Source organism: Aliicoccus persicus (assembly GCF_900110815.1).
Classification (GTDB): Bacteria; Bacillota; Bacilli; order Staphylococcales; family Salinicoccaceae; genus Aliicoccus; species Aliicoccus persicus.
Map to the genome: position 1 here is coordinate 316,446 of NZ_FOIT01000002.1, position 16,715 is coordinate 333,160.

The following is a 16,715-nucleotide window of genomic DNA, read 5'->3' on the forward strand; positions in this document are numbered from 1 at the left end:
GCTTATATACGAAGGGGCTGGGACATAAGTCCACCTCAAAAGTAAAGAGGTACTGGTTCTTAAAAGGAGAAACCACTCCCTTTTTTCCTCAAGATATATTAAGGGTTAAAAAGAGAAATATTTGATAAGCTCCTAACAATTTCTACATCCATGTCAGTTGCAGAAATAAATAACCGCCAAAAAATGTATCACAAGTGATATCTTCTTTATCACTTAATAACAGTAAATGTACCAGTGAAAGACAGACCATTTACCATTTCACAGTTTCTGGATAATCATAACTATGAATTCGTTGATATTAGTACCGAGAATGTTATACTTATTGTACAAATTTAAGTGATTTCAATAAAAATATTATGCAACAAACGAGCCATATTGTTGCATAATATATTTGTTCAAATAACTAAATTAAAAAGCCAGTTTCCTTTCAAAAAAGGTGTTTTAACGGTAGATGGAGAAATATTTATATATGGATCATTATTAGACTTTTTGAGGAGAGGGTTAAAAATGGGGAAAAGTTGTTGGCTTTGAATTAAGTAGTCAGGAACCAGAAAAAGCAACAAAGTTTTACTCCAACGTTTTTGGATGAAAAATTTCTGAACCATAATGGGATTATTGGGCTGTTACTACGGATAAGGATAGTGAGAAGTCTGAAATCAAAGGTGGTATACGTAAAGGACCAAATGATTATCTTCATAGAACGCGCATTCAAATAGAGGTTGATTCCATAGATGATGCTATTTCCAAATCAAAGGACAATGGTGCGATGGTAATTAGAGATAAGATGGAGTTTGATGAATTTTTCCTTGCCTACTTAGTTGATCCAACTGGTATTGGCATTGGTCTTATTCAAAAAAAATAAAAGGGAAGAATTTTACATTAAATATCCGGAATATCTCCTGAATATTTAATAAGTGCAATAATTTAAAGAGGTGTTTTTTATGGATAATCCAATATTAAAAGAAATCGGAACAGTATTTATCCCGGTAAGCAACATAGATAAAGCGAGAGATTGGTACTGTGATATATTAGGGTTAAAAACTGATGGAGAAATTCAGTTTGGTCATCTTTACTTAATACCTATGGAAGGTACAGGGATTGTGTTAGACAGCAAGATTTATTCAGAGGATAAAATATTTAAAACACCTGCATTCCACTTCAATACAAAAAACATTGAAGAAGCATTTCATTTTATGAGTAATAAGGGTGTTAATTTGATTACCGAAATTGAACATAATCATTATTTAAATTTCAAAGACCCTGATGGAAATATTTTAATGATCTGCAAGTGCTAATATTAAGCAAACGGGCGCGTTCGCTTAATATTAAAAAGTCTAATTCCTCAATGAAGTAAAAATAAATAGAATGTTTAATATTGTATTCAACTAACATCTATTCTGGTTCAAATTGGTTCAAGTACTATCAGTTCCATTCAATTTTAATCAATTTTTATCCATTTTTTAAATCATAGAAGTATTGATACAGCTGAATTGTTCTTGATTGAGTATAAATGGATTTCATATTGATATTTCTCAAAACGTTAATATATACATATATATTGAAACACTCCTTGGAAAAATCCAGGGAGTGTTTTTTTATATGTTTTTTCTTTACTGCTTTCGTACAGGAAGCCAAATTTCACTGTAAGCATAATCTTACTTATTCTCGTCCTTTTTATTAAAAGAGAAAGTTGGGGCATTAATTACTTCATAATCGAAAGTGGGAAGCCATTCTGAATATGTTTTTGCCATTGTTTCTTGTAGCGTATATGGAAATGGTCCTTAAAAGATATGGGAAGTAACCTATATGGCAAACGGTGTCGTTGGTATTATGAGTTACTGGTTGAGAAATTCTATGGAAGGTTAGTAACGAAGATGAGTTTATCGTTTACAGAGATATTTTTATATTCAATAGGGGAAGTTTGAATCTTAGAGTATGAGAGTGATTATTGAAAAATAGATATAAATCAAAAAAGGCGACCATCATTGGTCGTCTTTTTTGATTTTTCTGTTATTTCTTCTTTCTCTTCTTCAACTGATCCATTTTGTTACCAATTCTCTCACTGCGCGCTTTGGTTTCTTCTTCATTAATCGTGATAGATTTAATATCATCACCATCAAATTTAACTTCTAACCATGTACCTTCTTCAGCTCCTTCAGGGAGGTCACCGACAGGTATTACTTTTTCCTCGCCATCACCATTTAAAATCAAGACGGCATGTTTTTTATCTTCAACACGGTCTATTACAGCTTTCATAAAAACACCTCCTTTAGTCAAAACAGATTATTCCTTGGTCTTCTATTTCTTGTGCGAGTACATTACCAATACCCTTAACTCGGGTTAAATCACTATAAGAACTAAAATTTCTAATCTCTCTGGCAGCAACAATCAGAACAGCTCTTTCTTCGGCAATTTGATGAATTCTTTGTAAGTCTAGGAGAGATGCTGAATTGATGGCAACCTGCCAAGTTTCACATGATGCGGGTGTTTCAAATACATCTTCAACATCTTCATCACTTGTACTCACAACCTCTTCAATCTCAGGATCCGGTGCTTCTTCTGAAGCGGATGTTGGTGCTGAATCTTCAATCGTATGTATTTCGTAAGTCAGGCCATCAGTTGTAACAATAACATGGCCGTGTATGTCCGTACCGTAAATGTCACTACCTACAGATTCTATTCGAGATAATGCACTAGCGTGTGGGTGTCCATAACTGTTATCTATACCAGCCATATAAACAGCGACATCAGGATTTACTTGATCTAAAAAAGAAGCGGTGCTCGATGTATCAGAACCATGGTGCCCGATTTTTAATATATCCGCACTTAAATCATACCCGCTGTTCACCATTTCAAATTCAGCTGCAGATTCTGCATCACCTGTAAATAAAAAGCTGACTTCCCCAAAATCGACTTTCAGTACAATCGAATCGTTATTCAAATCACCAGACAATGATGTTGGATGAAGTACAGTAATCAGAGCATCACCAAGTTCGTATGTATCACCTGCGCGAGGTTCGTCATAGTATGCGTCACTATCTAAAATAGCATCAATTGCACGTTCGAAAGTCTGCGTATCATGCTGATGACCATTCATCCAGACTTCCTCTACGTCTATGTTGTACATCAGCGTGTCTAACTGGCCAATGTGATCAGCGTGAGGATGCGTAACGACAGCGAGATTTAGTGCATCTATTCCATGTTCTTTGAGATACGGAACAACTTCGTCACCACGATAATCACCAGTGTCAATCACTGCAGCATAATTACCGGTTTCAATAAGAATAGCATCCCCTTGACCAACGTCAATAAAATGCACGATAAGTTTGCCTTCAGTGTCAGTGCTTGATAATACTTCTTCAGTTGTTTTTAGTTCTTCTTCTGTTCCCTCATTGTCTCCCTGGATGTCAGTTATGATTTCAAAATCATTGCATCCGACAAGTAAAAAGGTAGATAAGAAAAGTCCCAGAAAAAGTTTCATAGTATCACCACTTATGAATTGGAAATTTCTAGTATTATTAATTATACCTGAGCAGAGAAGTGAGAGCAATTTCGTTAAGTACAATTCGAAATTGATATGGATTATACGAAAACCTCCCAATGTATAATGGGAGGGCTCATTACTATAGTATTCAATTTTAATTTACAAATATTTTGTAAAATAAGTAAACTCTCCCAGCATTGGTGAGAATTGAATTATGTGATAAAATACGAGTAATAATCTAGGAAATGTAAAATATTGGAGTGTGATTTTTATGGAAAGGTTAAATAGAAAAGAAACTAACATTATTTTACATAGCGAAGAAGTTAGTAAATATCCTGAGTTGTTAATATTCATGGGTCAATTTAGAGATAAAGGAATCAAAAAAAATGATATTAGTTCTGCGGATGAAAAATCTAAAGAATATATATCAGAATTTGGTGGAGCAATCTTGAATAATGCGAGACATGAATACAACTTTACTAATGAGGTGAAATCTGATCGAGATGACTATCAATGTCAATTGTGTAATCAAAAAAATCTAAAATCACTGTATTTAATAGAAAACATGAAAAATGAATCGAAGTTTTGGGTAGGATCAAGTTGTATTAAAGAGTTTGGCTTCGAAAAAAAGACTACAGATTTAGTAAATGTTGCATTAGAAATGAAATTTAACAAAGAATTTCCACAATATAATAAATTGTTAAATATAGAACGTCATCCTATAGTGATTCCAAATACATTGATATCTAGGCTTAAGAAAACTCAGGAATTACTTAAACAAGGTAAAAAGGAATTCATCAAGAGTAAAGGCAAGAATATGGAAAATTGCTTAATAAATGAATCAAAGATTGAGAATATTAAAAAAGAAATACAAGAGTATGTAGAAAAGAATATAAATAATGATTGGGTAGTGAATACGGAAGTAATCGAATGGTATGAGTTATTAGATAAGAAAACAAAACTGAAAAGGAGTATAGGAAAGATAATAGCTCGATTGAAAGAGGATGGTCACTTTAAGAGTGACGAGCTACATCCAATTACTGAAAAGAATCATAGGTTTAAGATAAGAGAAAAGTTTAGAAGACTTTCGAATAGCAATGAGTATAATTTTATATTAGATGATTCCAACAACATGTATGTAAGATCAAAAGTTAAAAGAATTGTATTTGATATAGATGAAACTGCTTTATATGCACTATACGCAGACAAGATATATTCTAATGAAAAATTTGAAATAGAATCAGAATTATTAAAAATTATAGAGATAAATAAGAGTATTGATAATTTAGAAAAATTCTTCAAAGAATGTAAAGGAGCGTATCATATAGAATCCTTTATTGTTTCTGATAATAAATTATTTGTCGATGCAGATGAAAATTATCTATATGAATTAGACTTAAAAAAAACTTTAAGTGTTATGAAATCGACTAATAGCATAATAAGTTTTAGAAATAGTAATAAAACATCAAAAAAATTTAAAAAAGATAAGTTTAATGATTATGTAGACTCGCTTAATACCTATAGAAGCAGAATTATAATAAATAAACAGAAAGGAATTAAGTATGGTAAAGCATAAGTTAATCATGTAGATTGATTGTGTTCACAAGGTACTGTAACTTCCTTTGATTAATCAGAAGGATAATAATATCTCAATAAGAGTCTGTTAATACTTTGTTGTTAGAAAGGAAGTGATACACACATGGTAGAGTTGATAAAATCAATTGAGATTTCAGAGTGGATACAAATAACATCTATATTAGCAGCAACAACGATATCGGTTGTTTCAATCATAATTGCCACTAAATCCTTACGACTTACAAGGAAATCAATTGAAGATGCGAATAAACCTTATATAAGTTGTTATGTAGAAATTATAGAAGTCGCACATTTTCAAAAATATTTTGTTATTAAGAATTTTGGTAAAACACCAGCAACAATAATAGATATCATATTTGATAAAGAAATTACGGGATTGGGCAGACAAGGAAAAGTAGATTCTATTAAAAATGCATTACTTGTACCAAATCAAAAATTTATAACATCAGTTGATGTAACTGAAAAAGAAAACTTCACTGTAAAAATTATTTATAAAGATATGAATAATCGAATAGATGAAAAATTATTTAACTTAAATTTAGATTTTACGTCGGATTTAAGATATAATGAGTCATCCAATAAAGAATTAACTAAAGATACAAATGCATTAAGAAACGCATTACATCAATTTACAAAAAGAGGAATATAAAGTGAACACACACTTAAATAAACATTGTTAAAGTGAATCGTCTACACTTGATTGGACAACTCCTATGAGGGAGGTTATTGTTAAATCAAAGAAAGTAGGCGATTTTTTTATGACAAGAACAAGAAGAACATTTACCCCAGAGTTTAAACTACAGATGGTGCGATTATTTGAAAGCGGTAAACCCAAATCTGAAATTTTACGTGAGTATGATCTACCCCCCTCATCATTGGATAAGTGGGTCAAAAATCATCAGTCGACAGGTTCTTCCAATCATTTAGATAACTTAACAGATGAAGAAAGAGAAATGAGACAACTTAGAAAAGAAAACCAACAACTTAAGATGGAAAATGACATTTTAAAGTAAGCAGCGCTGATCATGGGACAAAAATAGATGTCATTCGAGAGAATACCGATAAATATTCAGTATCAGCAATGTGTAAAGTCCTACAAATCCCAAGAACTACCTATTATTATGAATTGAATAAACAGACTGTTGGTGATTCAGAGGATGTCATCAGCCATAAAGTCGTTGAGATATTTAATACGAATCGTCATTGTTTTGGCACACGTAGAATCCAACATGAGTTAAATAAAATTGGATTCAAAGTCTCTAGAGGACGCATCGGTCGGATTATGAAAACAGAAAGATTGGTATCGTCCTACACTTCACTGAAATATAGACCGCATCCCTCACAATCCAATGAACGGAATATCATGAATAGACTAAGTAGAAATTTCATTAGACAGGCACCGATGGAGGTGCTCGTCAGTGATTTAACCTATGTAAAAGTGTCAGGAAAGTGGCATTACATATGTGTATTTATTGACCTGTTTAATCGTGAGATTGTTGGGCATAGTGCCGGTCCAAATAAAGATAGCCATCTTGTGTCAGCAGCACTGAGTACCATTAAACATGATTTAAGACAGGTTCAAATGTTCCATACAGACCGTGGAAAAGCGTTTGATAATCATTTGATTGATGATGTACTTGACACATTTGGTATCAAAAGATCACTGAGCGTGAAAGGGTGCCCCTATGACAATGCGGTTGCTGAAACGACATTTAAGGCACTGAAAACTGAATTCATTAGACAGTATCATTTTATATCTCTACAACAGTTGGAAATTGAACTATTTGACTATGTGAATTGGTACAACAATATTAGACCACATGGTGCACTCGGTTATATGACACCGAAGGAGTATAAGGAAGCACTCTATAAAAACTGTCTAGAAAACTGTTGACATACCATCTTCTTGGCATAATAAACTCCTCATTTTCTCTTAACTTAATGTCCAGTTTATTGTACCAAGTCCAAAGTTTTCACTTTTTCAAGTGTCTACTAAAGGGGGAGCATATCAATTGGATAGGGAACACACCTTTTTTGAATTAATAATGAAAATTATATGTCAGTATTTGAAGTGTTTTCAATCAGAAACAATTATTATATGAAAGTTCTAATAAGAAACTATAAAGTAGAAAAAGTTTTGTTATCAAGAACGATAATGTGGGTATCTTATTTGATCTCCAGAAAGTATATAGATATTAACAAAAGATTTAGCATAAATATAGCCATCATGAAATTTCTATTATCTTCTTAAGATAAATATGGGATAATACTATAAATATAATCTTTTTGGAGGTACGGTATGGAAACTCAAGAAGAATACATAATAAATAGCTTTGATAATTTGATTAAACAGATTAATGAAGTTGGTGGTGAGGTTCAACGTGAAAGAGGAACGTTATTCGAGAAACTAGTTCTAACTTATTTAAAAAATGAACCCACTTATAAACGTCTATATAAGAATGTTTGGGAACTAAGAGATGTCCCAGTAGAATTTGGTATTCCTAAACAAGATAGAGGAGTTGACCTTGTTGCTGAGCAATCCAACGGTGAGATAATTGCTATTCAAGCTAAGTTCTACAAATCAAAAATAGGTAAAAATGAAATTAATTCATTTGTAGCTGAGACGGGAGCCAAATATTACGATGGTGGTTTAATTATTTCAACTGTTGATGATTGGAATAAGAATGCTAGAGATACTATTGAAAACAACCATAAAATTATAGAAATTATTGGTCTGTCTGATCTAAGAAATTCTCAAATCAATTGGTCTGAATTTAGTTTTGAACGTCCAGAAGTTGTTTCAGTCAAAAGTCCTAAAGAATTACGTTTCTATCAAAAGACGGCGTTAGAGCTCGCAATGAAACATTTTGAAACGAAAGATCGTGGTCAATTGATCATGGCACCAGGTACAGGTAAAACTTTTACAAGTTTAAAAATAGCAGAATCTCTAGCAAAAAAAGAAAATAAGCAATTTAATGTGCTTTATTTAGTGCCAAGTATTCAACTTCTTACTCAGACTTTACGCGGCTGGAATAATGATACTGAATTAGAGATTACAAGCATGGCGGTAACTTCTGATAGAGATGCTTCAAGAGGCACTGATGGTAGTGAAGATATTAAAGCAACAGACATCGGATACCCTGCAACCACATCTAAAGAGAAACTCCTCCAAAACTGGGATGATGTTGTTAAATCTCAGCAAGAGACTGATATGATGGTCGTTTTCAGTACATATCAAAGTATAGAAGTAATTGGAAAAGCACAAAAAGAAGGATTTCCAGAATTTGATTTAATTATATCGGACGAGGCACATAGAACAACAGGTGCTCACGAGGCGAGCAAAGATGCAAGCGCATTCACAAAAGTTCATGATAACGAGAATATACTTGGTAAATTACGTCTTTATCAAACGGCTACGCCGAAGATTTATGGAGATAATGCTAAAAAGAATGCTAAAGAAAAAAGTATTCTAATTTCTTCAATGGATGATGAGTCAAAGTATGGTGAAGTTATATATCGAATGGGGTTCGGTCAAGCGGTTTCCCACGACATCTTAACTGACTACAAGGTGATGGTATTAGCTGTAGATGAAACAGCTATTCAAAAAGACATGCAGCGAACATTAGCAGATCCAGAAAATGGACTTAATATCGATGATGTCGGTCGTATCGTAGGAATATGGAATGGTATGATGCGAAGAAATGGTTACAAGAATCCCATAAAGAATAGTCCTTATGACGGAGCACCATTGGAAAGAGCAATTGCTTTCACAAGAACAATTGAAGACTCGAAGAAAGTCTCACAACAGTTCGAGCAAGTGGTTAATGAATATATTGGCTCAGATTTAGAAGATAATTCAGTTCGACTTTCAATGCGACATGCAGATGGAACTATGAATGCTTTACAAAAAGGTGAAGTTCTTGATTGGCTGGCGGATCCGAATAAACCTTCAGATGAGGCAAGGATTGTATCCAATGTACGTTTCTTAACTGAGGGTATAGATGTTCCTACATTAGATGCTGTTATCTTCCTAGCGGCCAAAAAATCACAGGTAGATATTGTACAAGCAGTAGGGCGAATAATGCGGAAATCGGAAAAGAAGGATTATGGTTATATAATTTTGCCGGTTGTCATACCTTCCGGAGAAACACCAGAAACTGTATTAGACAATAATAAGAACTACGAAGTAGTGTGGCAAATAATAAACGCTTTACGTTCAGTAGACGAGCGCTTTGAAGCTATGGTTGATAAATTAAATATCGCTAAACCAAAGCAATTAAAAGTTATTGGTGTTGGTGGTGCTCCAAAAAAAGAGAATGATTTAGATAATAAGGATAACAAAACTGGAAAACGACTTGAACAGGGCCAACTTGAATTTGAATGGGATAAATTTGAAGCTGCTATTTATGGAAAAATAGTTCAAAAAGTTGGGAATCGCAAATATTTAGAGAACTGGTCTTCGGATGTTGCCAAAATCGCTCAACGTCAAATTAGTTGGATTAAGGCTAGGATAGAAGATAAAAATAGTCCAATTTCTATAGAGTTTAAAAAGTTCTTATCTTCTCTCCAATATAATATAAATGATAGTATTGATGAAAATCAGGCAGCAGAAATGTTATCTCAACATTTAATTACAAAACCCATATTTGAAGCATTATTTAGCGAATACAGTTTTATAAATAATAATCCTGTTTCTATGGCAATGGAGAACATAGTAGGTGAATTAGAATATGCTGGATTTGCAAAGGAGCAAGAGAGCCTTGCCCCTTTATATGAATCAGTAAAAATGAGAGCTGAGGGAGTTGAGAGAGCAGAAGATAAGCAAAAAATAATAATTACACTTTATGATAAATTCTTTAGCACAGCATTTAAATCGACTACGGAAAGACTAGGGATTGTCTTTACACCTATAGAGGTTGTAGATTTTATTGTGAAGTCTGTAGATGATGTTTTAATAAAACACTTCGGTAAATCATTATCTAGTAAAGATGTACACATTTTTGATCCTTTTACGGGAACGGGTACTTTTATTGTACAAACTTTACAGTACTTAAAAGTATTGATGGATAAAGACGAAATTACTTTAGCAGATATTTCGCGTAAATATATGCAAGAATTACATGCTAATGAAATTATTTTACTAAGCTATTACATTGCAGCAATTAATATTGAATCTACATTTGTAGGGATAAATGACCAAGATTACGTGCCTTTTGAGGGAATAGTATTAACGGATACATTTGAAAGTACAGAAATAGAAAACACATTAAATGATACCTATTTTGGTACAAATGATGATCGTTTGAAACGGCAACAGAAAGTACCAATAACTGCTATAATTGGTAATCCTCCATATTCTGTTGGACAGACTAGTGCAAATGATGATAATGCAAACATTAAATATCATAATTTAGATAAGCGAATTGGAAACACATATGTAAAAGAATCTAATGCTAATTTAAAGCGAAATCTGTATGATGACTTTATTCGTGCTTTCCGTTGGTCTAGTGATAGACTCAATGAAAAAGGTGTAATAGGATTCGTTACAAATGGTAGTTGGATTGATAATAAAAGTACAGACGGATTAAGAAAATTATTCTATGAGGAATTCAATTATATATATATCTTCAATTTACGGGGAGATCAAAGAACAGCAGGTGAAATATCCCGTAGAGAAGGTGGGAAAATATTTGGTTCTGGTAGTAGAGCTTCGATAGCTATTTCAATATTTGTAAAAGATGGTAGTAATAAACACGAAATCTACTATAAAGATATTGGTGATTATTTATCTAGAGATGAAAAACTAAAAATACTTAACGATTCCAAAAGTATAGGTAATATTGTATGGGATAGGATTAAGCCTGATTTAAATAATGAATGGATTAACCAAAGAGATAAGACATATCAATCTTTTTACTCAATGTCGGAGGAAATCTTTCGAGATAAAATGATTGGTATTAATACTAGTAGAGATGCTTGGATTGTGGGATATAGCAAGCATTATGTATTGAAGAATATCAATCGAATGATAGATAACTATAACAACCAAGTGCTCAAATTTGGAGGTCAATTGGATAAGCGTGATTTGAACAGTGAGAATATTAAATGGAGTGCAGGATTAACTAAGTTATTTGAAAAACAGGTTAAAATAGATTTTGATGAAAAATATATAGAGCAAATAATATATCGTCCATTTACAATGAAATGGTTATATTACTCTGAAAAATTAGTAGAACGTCCAGGAAGATGGAAGAATCTTAAGAGACCATTTAAAGCAATATATGTAACTGGCCCAGGTGCAAGCCGCGAGTTTTCTGCACTTGTTGTTAATTATATGCCTAATCTTCACTTTATGGATTCAGGGCAAGGTTTTTATCTTGGTTATTATGATACAGACAATGATTTATTTCAAGATGATAATGAAAACATTAATGAATTATTTGTTAATAAAATCAGCTTAAACAAAGAAGAAGTCTTCTACTATGTCTATTCAGTTTTACATTCAAATGATTATAAAAATAAATATGCAAATGATTTACAAAAATCTCTGCCAAAAATTCCAATATTGAAAAATAAGCAGGAGTATATTGAGATTGGTCGTAAACTTTCTGATCTTCATTTAAACTATGAGCATCAACCTCACTGGGAAGGTGTTAAAGTTATATTTTCAACAGAAAATCCCAGTTATAAAGTAAAGAAGATGAAACATCCCAAGAAGGATGTTTTAGATACAATTATTTTTAATGAAGATATCACTATTAAAAACATTCCAGAGGAAGCATACCAGTATGTAGTAAATGGTCGGCCAGCAATTGAATGGATAATTGATCAGTATCAAGTAAAAACTGATAAGAAGTCAGGTATAACGGATGATCCCAATGAGTTTAGTGAAGACCCAAAATATATTTTGAATTTATTGTTGTCAATTATTTCTGTGAGTATGAAAACGTTGGAGTTAATAGATGAATTTCCTGAATTCAAAGTTATTGAGTAATTTTTCTTGTTTTATGAATTAAATGTAGAAGGGAAGGGGGACTAAATAATGTCAATAACTAAATTTTTACTAAAAGAAGGCTATTTTAGTGATTCTCTTCCTCCAATTTTTAGCAGTGAAGAACTTTCCCTTAAGGAAAGTAATATTAACGTTTCAAAAGATTACTTGTCAAAAAATGGTTCTAATAAGCGAAGTAAGTTAATTAATTTTTCAATACCTAAAAATTCAAGTTTTAGGAGAACATTAAGTATAGTTCATCCGTTGCATTACATTAAATTTGCTAATCTAATAGATGAACAATGGGAAAATATTTCCAAACATTTTGAGAAGTCCTCAGTCTCATTGACAAAAATCATAAAGAATAATAGTAAACTGGAACGAGAACATGGTTTCGAAGCAATGAGATATAAACAAATAGAAAATTTGTCTTTAAATAGATTTATATTAAAAATTGATATTAATAGATATTATCCAAGTATATATACGCATAGTATTCCATGGGCATTACATGGAAAGAAATATTCTAAATTAAATATAAGTGAAGAAAATTTAGGTAATAATCTAGATACATTAACTAGAAACATGCAAGATGGCCAAACAATAGGCATACCGATTGGACCTTTCTCCTCTGACATTATTCAAGAAATTATTGGTACTGCTATTGATGAAGATTTTTCAAAAAAAATGGAGTATAAAGTTCCAGGTTATCGGTATACAGACGATATGGAGTATTATTTTAAAAACTTAAATGAAGCAAATAATGCACTATCAGTAATGAATAATGTTCTAAAGAATTATGAACTGGATTTGAATAGTGAGAAAACTGTAATAGAAAAAATCCCAATGGTATTAGAAAAAGAATGGATAAGATCCTTAAAAAATTTTAGATTTAATAAAAACTATTCTAAAAAGAATGTTAGAAAAGAAAAAGAACTGCTAATTGAGTATTTTAATTCAATATTCAATTTTTATCAGAAATATAATGATAAAGGTATAGGTAAGTACGGACTAAAAGTGATAAGAAATTATATACTTTACCCAGAGAATTGGAAAATATTTCAATCATTAATGCTTAAATTATCATTAATAGACTCTACTGTTTTACCGTTAGTACATGAAATAATTGAGGCATATCACTATAAAGGTTTTCCAATAAATCTTGATGAATATACAAAGTATGTGCACTTAATTATAGAAGAAAATGTAGGATTAAGAAATGATTATGAAATTTTATGGAGTCTCTACGGAGCATTAAACTTGGGTATTAAATTAAATAAGGATGCAACATTAAAATTAACCAAATATGAAAACTGTTTAGTTTGTATAATGGTCCTACTATTATACGATAAGGATCTTCTGTATGGTTCTCCAAAATTTGAAGAATATAAGGAATTTATTTCAAATGAAACACTCTATGATGAATATTGGTTACTTAAATATGAATGTTGTACTAACGGGTGGTTAGAACAAGATAGTCTTTCAGTAAGTTCTGACAAGTTTTTTAATCAGTTATACCATAATGAAATTTCGTTCATAAACTTAAACAGGGATTCTGTTAAAGTTAAAGTAATCAATTTACTAACAGGTTTGTACTTTAAAGAAGATAAAGAATCAAACAAACCGATTAAAGAATTTTTGAATGATCATAGCATAGAACTAAAAGAAGAAATAATAAATAAACTAGAAGCATCTATAAAAATAACGATGATACAGAAACTAGAAAATCAAGATATCGAGGGAAAAAACTCTAAAGTCACTGAGCACAGATTTAAGGATGTGATTTATAGTAGTAATATTGAGGATGAATGGCTTAATAAGTTTATTAGTAGTAATTCTAAACAAAAATATATTAACGTTGATGTTAATGATGAGTATATTTAATGAGATAAATGTACAGTAGAAATTAACTAGCTCTGTTCGAATTTAATGAAAATAAGAATGCTAGGATAAATAATTAATTATATCAGATATAATTTACCTCATATTTGGATTAATAATCCCCATGTTTCTATAATTAAATAACATTCTGTAAAAATATCAATCATTTATTAAGTTATTTTTATGTACAAACAAGTAACCTCCCCAAATTATTTTGGAGAGGTTTCTCATTTCTTGCATACGGCGTCCCGATAATACCACAGAAACGCGATTGCCTGAGCCAGGCAAATCGCGTTTCTCTGAGCCACTCTAGTCGGTGGTAGTTGAGCCACCCTTCATCCTTAAAGAATCACCTGATATATGGAGATGATAAGAGTTTGATATGGCACGATCTAGTATGGCATCGGCAATTGCGCCACCGCCTAATTTTTTATGCCATTCTCCTGTTTCCATTTGAGAAGATATAATCAATGAACGATTACGACTTCTCAATTCAAAAACTTCCATTAAGTACTTCTGTTCATCTTGTGTGGTTGGGGTTAATAGGAAATCATCAATCACTAAGACATCCAACTTCATTATTTTTTTAAAATAATTTTCGAGCTTATCTTCTAAGTCTGCCTGAACCATTTCTGTAAGTAAATCGTACATTCTCATATATCGAGCAGTATAGCCTTCCTCTATGACATAACGGCATAATGCATTAGTAATATACGACTTTCCAGTACCAGTGGCCCCTTGTATAACCACATTCCGATGATTCGTTATAAATTGACATGTTTTCAGTTGGTCTATCGTATCTTTGTTTATTTTCCGGCTCGGAGAATAATCAATGTCTTGGATGTGTGCTTGAGGTTGAGAGAGCTTCGCTTGTTTTAAATAACGTTGGATTGTGTTATGTCGTCTTGACTGATATTCATCATTCACTATTTCTTCAAGAATTTCTAAGGTTGTACGCTGAGAAGTAAGCGGATCGCTGTATAAATCAACCAACCGATCAGCCATAATAGGTAGTCGCATCTTTCTTAGATGTTGAGTTAATTCATTAACTCTTGCGGTTGAATTTGTCATAGTAATCAGCTCCTCTCAGATAAGATTGTTCCTTTTGATTAGACGTGTTAAAATCTGATTGCGTGATGGAACTTTCTATGAGTTGTCTGATTAATTTATAATTAGGATGACTGGATCGTTCCAGGGCATAATGGCAGGCTTTATCTAATCTTTGGTCGGAATAGGTGTCTGCCATTTTTAATATCGCATGTACGCTTCTGTAGTACTGTTGTTCTGGTCCTTGATTAAACATTTTGGAGATAACCATGTGCACATTTGGACCAACGCGTCTGGCCCATTTTAAATATCTTGTACTGTTCCATTTCCCAAAATCTTTACTATCTTCGGGTAGATGTGACGCCTCTGTAGAATATGCCCCAGGTGGTTTATTGACAGTAGAATGTTCACATAATAGATTTTGATTATGATAGATTTTAATGGCTGTTGAATAAATTTTAAGTGTTACTTGTTCACCAATATATTGGAAAGGCACAGAATAGTAGTGTTTATTGAATGTGATGTGACTATTCGTATAGACTTTCGCTTCTTTAAATTCACAGAGTTCATATGGGTAAGGTGGTAATGCTTTGAGTGTTTCTTGTTCCAACTCTTGAAACATTTGAAGTCGTGTACCAACCTTTTTCTGAAAAGGTTTGGCATTAAAATCATTTAGAATCTTTAAAAGATATTGATTATATTCATCGATACTAAAGCACTGGTAATTGCGCATACGACCAATAATATGTGTTGTTAGATGTTTGACATGATTTTCAACCGCCGCCTTGTCTTTTGGCCGCGCGACCCTCGTCGGGACAACAACCGTTTGATAATGATTCGCCATATCTTCATACGTCTGATTTAATAACAGTTGTGATTTTGTATGTTTAGTAACGCCCGTTTTTAAGTTGTCTGGTGTTAAAAGTGTTGGTACGCCCTGGAAATACTCAAACATTTTGATATGGGCATTAATCCATCGTGGCATCTTTTGGTCTATACAAGCTAAGGCATATGTGTAACCACTAAAAGGTAATGTGGCAATAAATAAATCGCCTGTAATGATTTCTCCCGTCATGGGATCAACCCATTGCGGGCGTTTGCCTACCCAGTCTACTTGGACTTGATAGCCTGCTTTATGATGGAGTACATGGCTAAAACTATTTTTATGTAAATAGTCATTAAAGTACTTTTTGAACTGAGTTAATTTATAATATATCTTATTATTTAATCGACATTCCTGAGCATACTCCTCCCAGAGTAATTGCATTGTAACACCTTGTTTAACAAGTTCTTTTGATAACATTTTATAATCCGGTTTGACATAATAAGAGACGGATTGATCTTTCTTATCTATACTCACATCAAATATTTTCTCTATTTCTTTCACTGACCATAAGTTAATTTCTTCATAAGACACCTCCTTTTCTTGTGCAATTTTGATAGTCCTAGCGACGGTATTTCGACCAGAAGAAACAATTTTAGTTATTTCTCTCTGACTGAATCCTGCTTCGTGCAACCGAATCATTTCTACATAATTGGGCATTCATGCCACCTCCGTTATATTTTGTGAGAATTACTCACGAGTAAGTTATAACACGAGGGCAAAAAAAGAACCACAAAGTGGTTCAAGCATAGCGATTTAGGTGGCTCAGCTAACTCCGATTTAGGTGGTTCAATGAACTCCGACGAGGTGGCTCTCTAAGACCGTCGTATCCA

General features: G+C 32.5%; 10 protein-coding genes. 6 read left to right on the top strand and 4 right to left on the bottom strand.

The window, feature by feature from the left end; translation table 11 throughout:
• Positions 1-941: 941 nt before the first annotated feature.
• The gene (locus BMW30_RS05225; RefSeq protein ID WP_091474593.1) at positions 942-1,295 is read left to right on the top strand and encodes a VOC family protein; all 354 of its coding nucleotides are present in this window, start codon (positions 942-944) and stop codon (positions 1,293-1,295) included.
• A 715-nt stretch (positions 1,296-2,010) separates the two neighbouring features.
• Here the strand turns inward: BMW30_RS05225 and BMW30_RS05235 are convergent.
• Both BMW30_RS05235 and BMW30_RS05240 read right to left on the bottom strand, forming a co-directional pair.
• Complete coding sequence (locus BMW30_RS05235) at positions 2,011-2,256, bottom strand: DUF3006 domain-containing protein (protein ID WP_091474595.1); 246 nt, start codon at positions 2,254-2,256, stop codon at positions 2,011-2,013.
• Positions 2,257-2,269: 13 nt separating this feature from the next.
• Complete coding sequence (locus BMW30_RS05240; protein ID WP_091474597.1) at positions 2,270-3,481, bottom strand: MBL fold metallo-hydrolase; 1,212 nt, start codon at positions 3,479-3,481, stop codon at positions 2,270-2,272.
• A 274-nt stretch (positions 3,482-3,755) separates the two neighbouring features.
• Between BMW30_RS05240 and BMW30_RS05245 the strand changes: the two genes are divergently transcribed.
• From BMW30_RS05245 to BMW30_RS05265, 5 genes are all read left to right on the top strand, one after another.
• A complete protein-coding gene (locus tag BMW30_RS05245) occupies positions 3,756-5,060 on the top strand; it encodes a hypothetical protein (RefSeq protein WP_091474599.1) in 1,305 nt (434 codons plus the stop codon).
• 123 nt (positions 5,061-5,183) lie between these two features.
• Complete coding sequence (locus BMW30_RS05250) at positions 5,184-5,729, top strand: hypothetical protein (RefSeq protein WP_091474601.1); 546 nt, start codon at positions 5,184-5,186, stop codon at positions 5,727-5,729.
• A 109-nt stretch (positions 5,730-5,838) separates the two neighbouring features.
• A protein-coding gene (locus BMW30_RS05255) for an IS3 family transposase (RefSeq protein ID WP_091474625.1) occupies positions 5,839-6,974 on the top strand; the annotation gives its coding sequence in 2 pieces (ribosomal slippage) (positions 5,839-6,091 and positions 6,091-6,974; 1,137 coding nt in all).
• Positions 6,975-7,379: 405 nt separating this feature from the next.
• On the top strand, positions 7,380-12,074 hold the full coding sequence (locus tag BMW30_RS05260) for a DEAD/DEAH box helicase (protein WP_091474603.1): 4,695 nt from the start codon (positions 7,380-7,382) through the stop codon (positions 12,072-12,074).
• A 48-nt stretch (positions 12,075-12,122) separates the two neighbouring features.
• The gene (locus BMW30_RS05265) at positions 12,123-13,955 is read left to right on the top strand and encodes an RNA-directed DNA polymerase (RefSeq protein ID WP_091474605.1); all 1,833 of its coding nucleotides are present in this window, start codon (positions 12,123-12,125) and stop codon (positions 13,953-13,955) included.
• Positions 13,956-14,261: 306 nt separating this feature from the next.
• On the opposite strand, the gene istB is transcribed toward BMW30_RS05265, so the two are convergent.
• Both istB and istA read right to left on the bottom strand, forming a co-directional pair.
• Positions 14,262-15,023, bottom strand: a complete 762-nt coding sequence (gene istB / locus BMW30_RS05270; protein ID WP_091473967.1) for an IS21-like element helper ATPase IstB — start codon at positions 15,021-15,023, stop codon at positions 14,262-14,264.
• On the bottom strand, positions 14,998-16,542 hold the full coding sequence (istA, locus tag BMW30_RS05275) for an IS21 family transposase (protein ID WP_091473965.1): 1,545 nt from the start codon (positions 16,540-16,542) through the stop codon (positions 14,998-15,000). The genes istB and istA overlap by 26 nt, the downstream gene beginning before the upstream one ends.
• Between the last annotated feature and the right edge of the window lie 173 nt (positions 16,543-16,715).